1 protein-coding gene is annotated in these 2,018 nt (G+C 69.4%); it reads left to right on the top strand.

Going from position 1 to position 2,018, the window contains the following annotated elements:
* Window positions 1-2,018 (top strand): type I polyketide synthase (locus AQJ67_RS44315; protein ID WP_244190820.1); only part of this gene is annotated, 2,018 nt, incomplete at both ends.

Raw genomic sequence — 2,018 nt, 5'->3', positions numbered from 1 at the left:
CCCTCACCGTGACGGACACGGACTGGGAGCGGTTCGCACCGAGTTTCACCGTAGAGCGGCCGAGTGCGCTGCTGTCGGGCATTCCCGAGGCCCGCAAGGCGCTCGCACACCTGGGTACGCAGTCGCCAGGTGAGTCGGCGTTGCGGCGCAAGCTGGCCGGGATGGGGGAGAAGGACCGTGCGCGGGCGTTGCTGGACCTGGTCCGGCGGGAGGCGGCCGTCACCCTCGGTTTCGACAACGCCGACGCCCTGCCACGCAGCCGCGCTTTCCGCGATATCGGGTTCGATTCGCTGACTGCAGTGGAGCTGCGCAACAAGCTTGCAGCGGCGACGGGTCTTGTGCTGCCCGCGAGCCTCGTCTTCGACTACCCGACCCCCTCTGCACTGGCCGAACACCTGGAAACAGCGCTGCTGGGCACGGTCGAGGCCGTGCAGGTGACGCCGGTGAGTACGACGGCGGTGGACGAGCCGATTGCCATCGTCGGGATGGGCTGCCGGTTCCCCGGCGGGGTGTCGTCGCCGGAGCAGTTGTGGGATGTGGTGGCGTCGTCGGTCGATGCGGTGGGTGGGTTCCCTGGCGATCGGGGCTGGGATCTGTCCGGTGACGATTTTGCCCGGGTGGGTGGATTCGTCGAAGACGTGGCCGGGTTCGATGCGGGGTTCTTCGGTATCTCGCCGCGTGAGGCGTTGGCGATGGACCCGCAGCAGCGGTTGTTGCTGGAGACGGCGTGGGAGGCGCTGGAGCGGTCCGGCATCGACCCGAACGCGCTGAAGGGCAGCAAGACCGGAGTCTTCGTGGGCGGAGCGATCTCGGGTTACGAGACCGTCGGAAACGCTGCGGAGGAAATGGACGGATACCGGATCATCGGCGGCGCGAGCAGCGTGCTGTCGGGGCGGATCGCATACGTGCTGGGGCTCGAAGGGCCCGCGATCACGGTGGACACGGCGTGCTCGTCGTCCCTGGTGGCCCTGCACTGGGCCGTACAGGCACTGCGGTCGGGAGAGTGCGACCTTGCACTGACCGGTGGTGTGGCGGTGCTGGCCACCCCGGGAGCCTTTGTCGAGTTCTCCTCGCAGGGCGTGTTGGCGGGCGATGGCCGCTGCAAGTCCTTCGCCGCGTCGGCGGACGGCACCGGGTGGGGTGAGGGTGTCGGCTTGGTGGTGGTGGAGCGGTTGTCGGACGCTCAGCGCAACGGCCATCAGGTGCTGGCGGTGGTGCGGGGTTCGGCCATCAACCAGGACGGCGCCTCGAACGGACTGTCAGCGCCGAACGGTCCCGCGCAGCAGCGGGTGATCCGACAGGCGCTCGTCAGCGCCGGTCTGACCACGGCCGACGTGGACGTGGTGGAAGCCCACGGCACGGGTACTCGGCTGGGTGACCCGATCGAGGCCCAGGCACTTCTGGCGACCTACGGACAGGACCGGCCGGAAGACCGCCCCCTATGGCTGGGGTCGCTCAAGTCCAACATCGGTCACACCCAGGCCGCCGCCGGTGTCGCCGGTGTGATCAAGATGGTGCTGGCGATGCGGCACGGGCAACTGCCCCCCACCCTGCACGTGGACCAGCCGACCCCCGAGGTGAACTGGTCGGCGGGCGCGGTGGAGTTGCTGACCGAACAGCAACCGTGGCCGACGGTCGACCGGCCGTGGCGTGCAGGCGTGTCCTCGTTCGGCGTCAGCGGCACCAACGCCCACGTGATCCTCGAACAGGCCCCCGAATCAACGCCGTTGTCCGACACGGACGTTGCTGCCCCGCCGGTGGTGCCGTGGGTGCTGTCGGCCAGGTCGGAGACAGCGCTGCGGGAACAAGCTCGACGCCTCGCCGCACACGTGGAAGCGGCCCCGGAACTGAACCCAGTGGACGTTGGCGCCGCACTCGTCTCCACCCGGGCGAACCTGGAACACAGGGCGGTCGTCCTGGGCACCGACCGCGACGAGCTGATCGCCAGGCTCACCGGACTCGCCGCCGGGGAACCGGGCACCGGTGTGGTGGCCGGTCGGAGCACGGCCGACGAGCAT

The sequence above is a fragment of the Streptomyces caeruleatus genome (assembly GCF_001514235.1).
In the GTDB taxonomy this organism is placed as follows: Bacteria; Actinomycetota; Actinomycetes; order Streptomycetales; family Streptomycetaceae; genus Streptomyces; species Streptomyces caeruleatus.
This window is presented reverse-complemented; position numbering and strand designations above follow the sequence as displayed.